Here is a 5,909-nt window from a genome sequence, read left to right on the forward strand (position 1 = left end):
TATAAGGAGCGCTGAAACTACGCATTCAGTGCGAGACAAAAACAGCAGTTAAGAGCCATATAAAGTTGGATGTAACAGTAAGTACATTCGTGGCATGGTCATAAATAATGGTTTTACCATCAATAAACTCAATGACGGCACTGTGTCCTGTTTTATCACGAATCACAATATGTAAGGGTATATCTTTGATATATAAGCCGCCGGTGGCATACATTGCTGATTCAACCAATTGATATCGCATAATAAGCTTTAATGCGTCACGGGTTGTGTTTGCCATACCTAAGATAAAGTTGGATAAATCATAAATACCAAGTGGGACGCCGATCATGAGGATTGTATTTTGGATATGAGCTACCCGGTAAATAAAGCGCTGCGATACTGACCCCTTGTGTATTTATGCCATCGGTTAAAGTGTAACCAATAAAACCTAAGCGTCCAAAAAAACCATATTTATTTTGCCAATGAGCGAGCTTATCTTTAGGGACTTTATCGCGATTGGCAATTAAATTGGTGGTATTGTCAACATCAAGGTATCCTGTGTAAAAACCAAAAGCACGAGAAGTGATGTGTGTGAGGTTAATATCCGTTTGAAATAGTTTTTGATACCAACTATAAGTTTCAAAGCTTTGAGTATATAGTTTTAATGGAAAATCAAGTGTGCGCGCCGTGACATGAAAAGGCGATTTATTGATAAAAATATCAGTACAGCTCAAACCAAACTGAATATATCCTAACACTAGAATGCTTAAATAGCGCATGTAAAATCCTTTTATATCTGTGACTGTATAAAGTATAGCTATTGCATCAAAATTGCCAATAGAATAACAAAACCAACCCAGTGATTATCTGAAAATGCCTTAATACACTGGGCAATGCCGCCTTTCTGCCATGTCTTATGCTGATAGAAAAATAACACGGCAATAATGACTAAGGCTAAGTAAAAGACAACATTGTAGTGTTGTAATATGCCAAAGGTTGCTAAGCAGATAATGGTTAATATCTGGAAAATCATCATGATCAGTAGGTTATGTTTACCAAAGGTAATAGCAGTGGAGTGTAAGTTAAGTGTTAAATCATACTCTTTATCAGCCAGTGCATACATCGTATCATAAGAGATTGTCCAAAAAATGGTGGCAAGATATAACACCCAAGCAGATAAAGGCACTTGATTGATCTGGGCGGCATAAGCCATGATAATACCAAAGTTAAAGGCGAAGCCTAACACCAGTTGCGGGACAGCAAAGAAGCGTTTAAAAAGCGGGTAGCTAAGCGCCAATATGACAGCAATCAGTGACAGTAAGATAGTCATAAGGTTAAGCTGTAACACAAGAATAAACGCGATAAGAAGTAAAAATACACCAACAAAAGCAGCTTGTTTAACGGTGATGTCACCTGTTGCTATGGGACGCGTGGCAGTGCGCTTGACTTGCCCGTCAAAGTCGCGATCAGCAATGTCGTTAAAAATGCATCCAGCAGTGCGCATGATAACCACACCAAGGACAAAGATAACAAAAACTTTCAAACTAGGTAGCGCAGGAGTCGCTGCAAAAAGCCCCCATAAAGTGGGATAAAGAATGATTAAGATCGGGATTGGGCGATGCAGGCGCATCAAATAAAAATAAGCTTTCATATAATATGGTGGTATTAATATTGTTCATAGTAAGGGCTAAGTATACTCGTTTTAGCATAAGTTTACACAGGTGGTATATGCACAAAAAACTCTTCAATTAACAATTGATGCTCAGCATCCAGAGTGAAAATTGATGCGCGTACCCATAATGGATTGGCAAGAAAGCTGTCATTTAAGTTAAGTTTGTGCTTTAAGAGATCAAATGGACAGTGTTTGACATAGAATTCACTGCGTGTGATGTGCGTGTTTTTAAATAAAAAATGCTCACCTATGGAGTTATTACCTAATGAGTCAAAACAGTCTTGATAACGTTTATAGGTGTTTTGTGGGATAATCGTCCGTCCAAAAACATAAGTCTTATCTTGATGATGGTGTTTAATCAGGCGAATACGACTTGAGCGCTCATTTAAGTTCAAAAGCTCAGCCTCATCGTCATCCATTGGTGCATGATATTCAGCAATGCACTTTAAGTCTATGTCGGGTATCGACTGAGCTAAGGTCACGCTCAAGCGTTTGACATCAAACAGCCAGTGCTTAATCTCAGCAGGTAGTGTAATTGTTTCTTTCGTATTCCAGTGGCTTGTCATAGTGCAGAATAAATTGCCAAAAAAATTTGGCTAAGGGTATCATAGAATATTGAGTGTAACCAATAGTTGTGGCATACATTTTTAAGTTACGTCAGTGCTCTTAAAGATCTGGTGTTATTTTAAACAAATTAACTTTAAATAGTTCTGTACCTTTTTGTTTATTCAGGTACAATGTCGCCTTGAATTTATCAACAACATACTCGTCGCGTATCGTTTGTAGTCGTTTAAAACGCAGAAGGGGCAGTGATGGGTATCATAACTTTTGGGTTTTAAATTACTATGAATACCGAGAATAATGAGTCTCAAGAATTAAGCTTTCATAATTTGGGCTTAAACGAAAAGCTAATGTCCGCTATTGAAGCGATGGGTTACCAAACGCCCACACCAATTCAAGCAAATACTATTCCGTTTGTATTGCAAGGTCGTGATGTATTAGGGCAGGCGCAAACTGGAACGGGTAAAACGGCAGCATTTGCATTACCACTTCTAAATAACATGGATTTATCTGGCAAAGAACGTATGCCACAAGTGTTGGTGTTAACACCAACACGTGAGCTTGCGATTCAGGTTGCTGAAGCGTTTGAATCTTTTTCTAAAAATATTGCCAAGCTTGAAGTTGTTTCTATTTATGGTGGCCAGGAATATGGTCGTCAAATTCAGGCATTGCGTCGCGGTGTACAGGTCGTTGTCGGTACGGCAGGACGTGTGATGGATCATATGCGTAAAGGCACATTAAAGCTAGATGCGTTAAAAGCATTAGTATTAGACGAAGCCGATGAAATGCTACGTATGGGCTTTATTGATGATGTTAAATGGGTGTTGTCACATACGCCTGAAGCATGTCAGCGTTTATTATTCTCAGCAACCATGCCACGTGATGTATTAAATATTGTCAATGAATACTTGCGCGAGCCATGTAAAGTACAGATCAAAACAAAAGCAGCAACTGCCAAAACAATTAAACAGCGTTTCTTGGTCGTTAAAGGTTTATCTAAATTAGATGCACTTGATCGTATATTAGAAGTTGAAGACACGGATGGTGTGATGGTGTTTGTCAAAACCAAAACCTCAACCATTGAAGTGGCAGATGGCTTAAAAGCACGCGGTCACTTAGCTGCAGCAATCAATGGTGATATGCAACAAAACCAGCGTGAATATATAATCGATCAGTTAAAAGCGTCTAAAATTAACATTCTTGTGGCAACAGATGTTGTTGCACGTGGTCTGGATGTTGAGCGTATTAGCCATGTAATCAACTATGATCTACCGCAAGATAATGAAGCCTATGTCCATCGCATTGGTCGCACGGGACGCGCTGGACGTGAAGGTGATGCAATCTCATTGATTTATACTAGAGACTTACGTCAAATACGCATGCTTGAGCGTGTTATTCGTCATACGATGGAAGAAATGCAGTTACCAAGTGCGAAAGAAATTACTGAAAAACGTGTTGCGCGTTTCAAACATGAAACAGCTGAGATTATCCGTCACAAAGACTTAAGTAAGTTTAAAGAGTTAATGCAAGATTTTGCGACTGAGTATGGTACGGAAGCCGATGATATAGTAGCAGCCCTTGCTTTTTTAGCGCAAGGTGACAAAAAACTTTTTGTTAAAGAAATTCAGGTTCAAGAGTCAAGAAGGTCAGAAAGATCTGATCGTTTTGATCGTTCAGAGCGCGGCGGGCGTGATGGTCGTCGAGGTGATAGAAATGATCGCTTTAGCAATCGTCGTGATGAGCGTGGCGGTCGTGATAGAGGGGCGCGTCGCTCACCAGATATGGATATGACGACGTATCGCATCGAGGTAGGTCGCAGTGATGGCGTTGAACCGCGCAATATCGTTGGCGCGATTGCCAATGAAGCGGGTATTAATAGTCGCAATATCGGACATATCAAATTATTCGATCAATTTAGTACCGTTGACCTACCGAGCGATACACCAAAGAATGCTATCGAGCATCTAAAGAAAGTGTGGGTAGCTGGTAAGAAACTGGAAATCAAAGAAGATAAAAGATAATTGTTGAGACATAGGGGCGTATGCAATATGTGGGCGTATGCCATACGCCCCTACGGAAGTGTTGGCTGAGCGTAAGTCGAAGCCATAGTGCGATTAGATCTTAAATTCACCCTTCGACCCTGCTCAGGGTACGGTTTATAGCTAACGTTGGTTTAGCGTAAGTCGAAGCCAAGATATGCAAAGTAATTCTTCGGGTTGTAGAATAATTTCCGCTTTAAAATAATTTCAATATTTTTTCATTTTTCCTGTGTGATCTGGATGAAAACCCAGCCAAGCTATGCTATGTTAACGCCACTTAAACGGGGCGTATCCTGTATATACTTAGCATAATTCAGCGGGTTATTATCTGGAGTATTCCGTTTTGTATTGGTTTTTCATTATGTATAAAGAGAGATCTAATCATTTAATGATGGGTGTTACAGCAACAAGGAGATTGGAATGAGTAAAATGGATATCACGACAAATCCAGCGGGAACACGTGGATTTAGTTTCTTGGAATTTGTCAGCACAACGCCACAAAAAATGCGTGATTTGTTTAGCCTTTTGGGTTTTACCTTGGTTGGGCAGCATAAAACCAAAACTATTGAGCTATGGCAACAAAATGATATTTTCTTTTTGTTGAATAACGAATCACAAGGTTTTGTTAAAGCGTTTAAAGAGACACATCAATCGGGCGCATGTGGTATGGGCTTTGTGGTTGAAAATGTTGAGCATGCGTTAGCGCATTGCATCAAAAAAGGAGCCAAATTAAAAACGCAAAATACTGATGACTGGCATGGACAAAGTATTGAGGTTATTCATGGTATTGCCGATACTAAGCTTTACTTAACGGATTATGCTTCAATTATTGATAGTGGGTTGTTTGAAATGATTCCTGATGCGAAACATCAGATGCAACACAATGAGTGTGGATTGTTATATATCGATCACCTGACACATAATGTCTTTCGCGGCAATATGGATAAATGGGCAAATTACTACATTGATCTATTTAATTTTCGTCAAATTCGCTATTTTGATATTGAAGGAAAGCTCACGGGGTTATTGAGTCGAGCGATGACGAGCCCATGTTTGAAAATCAAAATCCCAATTAATGAATCTGCTGACGATCATTCACAGATCGAAGAGTTTTTACGTGAGTTTAATGGTGAGGGTATTCAGCATATCGCTTTGGAAAGTCAGGATATCTTTGCAACGGTTGAAAAACTAAAAGATTCAGGCGTTGAGTTTATGCATACGCCTGATAGTTATTATACAAAGACGCATGAGCGTCTGCCGTATCATCCAGAGTCCGTTGAGCGCATGCAGAAAAATCGTATTCTAATTGATGGTGCGCCAACTAAAGAGGGCGGCTATTTATTGCAGATTTTCACCAATACCGTGATTGGTCCGGTATTTTTTGAAATCATTCAGCGCAAAGGTGATGATGGCTTTGGTGAAGGCAACTTCCAAGCACTGTTTGACTCAATTGAGCTTGATCAAATTGAGCGTGGCGTGTTAAGTACCCAAGAGCAGAAATAATTAAGGACATAAGATGATTTTATATGATTATTTTTGTTCATCCGCAAGCTTTCGTGTACGCATTGCCTTGCAACTTAAAAACTGAAGTTACGCACTTTTGATGTTTGAATTTAAGAAATACGACCACAGATTATGAGTGAAATAAATAAAACTGA

General features: G+C 39.4%; 6 protein-coding genes. 2 read left to right on the plus strand and 4 right to left on the minus strand.

The window, feature by feature from the left end; all coding sequences use genetic code 11:
* Positions 1-25 precede the first annotated feature (25 nt).
* The 4 genes from ACTS4L_RS10925 to ACTS4L_RS10940 all read right to left on the minus strand — a co-directional run bounded on the left by ACTS4L_RS10925 (position 26) and on the right by ACTS4L_RS10940 (position 2,217).
* Positions 26-277 (minus strand): linear amide C-N hydrolase, encoded by a 252-nt coding sequence (locus ACTS4L_RS10925; RefSeq protein ID WP_440652038.1) that lies wholly within the window; start codon positions 275-277, stop codon positions 26-28.
* Between the two features lie 22 nt (positions 278-299).
* Complete coding sequence (locus ACTS4L_RS10930) at positions 300-758, minus strand: hypothetical protein (protein WP_440617718.1); 459 nt, start codon at positions 756-758, stop codon at positions 300-302.
* Positions 759-796: 38 nt separating this feature from the next.
* Complete coding sequence (ubiA, locus tag ACTS4L_RS10935) at positions 797-1,630, minus strand: 4-hydroxybenzoate octaprenyltransferase (protein WP_440617719.1); 834 nt, start codon at positions 1,628-1,630, stop codon at positions 797-799.
* Between the two features lie 62 nt (positions 1,631-1,692).
* Positions 1,693-2,217, minus strand: coding sequence for a chorismate--pyruvate lyase family protein (locus ACTS4L_RS10940; RefSeq protein ID WP_440617720.1), 525 nt, complete (start codon positions 2,215-2,217; stop codon positions 1,693-1,695).
* A 279-nt stretch (positions 2,218-2,496) separates the two neighbouring features.
* On the opposite strand from ACTS4L_RS10940, the gene ACTS4L_RS10945 reads away from it, so the two are divergent.
* Positions 2,497-4,233: a DEAD/DEAH box helicase gene (locus ACTS4L_RS10945; protein WP_440617721.1), complete on the plus strand. Its 1,737-nt coding sequence runs from the start codon at positions 2,497-2,499 to the stop codon at positions 4,231-4,233.
* Between the two features lie 438 nt (positions 4,234-4,671).
* Positions 4,672-5,754, plus strand: a complete 1,083-nt coding sequence (hppD, locus tag ACTS4L_RS10950) for a 4-hydroxyphenylpyruvate dioxygenase (protein ID WP_440617722.1) — start codon at positions 4,672-4,674, stop codon at positions 5,752-5,754.
* The last annotated feature ends 155 nt before the right edge of the window (positions 5,755-5,909 follow it).

Source organism: Cysteiniphilum sp. 19S12-1, from assembly GCF_052030685.1.
GTDB lineage: Bacteria > Pseudomonadota > Gammaproteobacteria > Francisellales > Francisellaceae > Caedibacter.

Bases quoted from the DNA above. Each gene is read 5' to 3' on its own strand.
- ACTS4L_RS10925 (WP_440652038.1), bottom strand. From the start codon at position 277: ATGGCAAACACAACCCGTGACGCATTAAAGCTTATTATGCGATATCAA.
- ACTS4L_RS10930 (WP_440617718.1), bottom strand. From the start codon at position 758: ATGCGCTATTTAAGCATTCTAGTGTTAGGATATATTCAGTTTGGTTTG.
- ubiA (WP_440617719.1), bottom strand. From the start codon at position 1,630: ATGAAAGCTTATTTTTATTTGATGCGCCTGCATCGCCCAATCCCGATC.
- ACTS4L_RS10940 (WP_440617720.1), bottom strand. From the start codon at position 2,217: ATGACAAGCCACTGGAATACGAAAGAAACAATTACACTACCTGCTGAG.
- ACTS4L_RS10945 (WP_440617721.1), top strand. From the start codon at position 2,497: ATGAATACCGAGAATAATGAGTCTCAAGAATTAAGCTTTCATAATTTG.
- hppD (WP_440617722.1), top strand. From the start codon at position 4,672: ATGAGTAAAATGGATATCACGACAAATCCAGCGGGAACACGTGGATTT.